This window comes from Streptococcus suis (assembly GCF_002960445.1).
Classification (GTDB): Bacteria; Bacillota; Bacilli; order Lactobacillales; family Streptococcaceae; genus Streptococcus; species Streptococcus hyiners.
Genome location: NZ_POJD01000323.1, coordinates 1 through 305, shown reverse-complemented (window position 1 = coordinate 305; position 305 = coordinate 1). Strand labels below are relative to the sequence as shown.

Genomic DNA, 305 nt, shown 5'->3' with positions numbered 1-305 from the left:
TCATGTTGTTGTTATTGATTATTCTTGTCATTACTTTCGTTCAGATGAAGGTACAGAAAAAATGGGTGCATTACCGTTAAGGAGGTTCATGTGAAACAATCAGCTTTTAAATCAACAATCTGGATGCATGCCTTCTTGATTTTAGTGGCAATGGGCATGCTGATCCCATTTGTTTGGATGGTGTTGACGTCTTTTAAAACGGTAACCGAATCCACTCAGATGAATCCTTTCCACTTTTTACCAAGTAACTGGATGGTGAGCAATTATACGGAGGCTATTCGGACTAATAATTTTCCGATACTCTA

At 38.0% G+C, this 305-nt stretch carries 2 pseudogenes; both read left to right on the top strand.

Annotated elements, in window-relative coordinates:
* Positions 1-80, top strand: a pseudogene (locus C1G53_RS13615) (sugar ABC transporter permease); the annotation flags it as partial.
* Between the two features lie 10 nt (positions 81-90).
* Positions 91-305: pseudogene (locus C1G53_RS11055) on the top strand (carbohydrate ABC transporter permease); the annotation flags it as partial.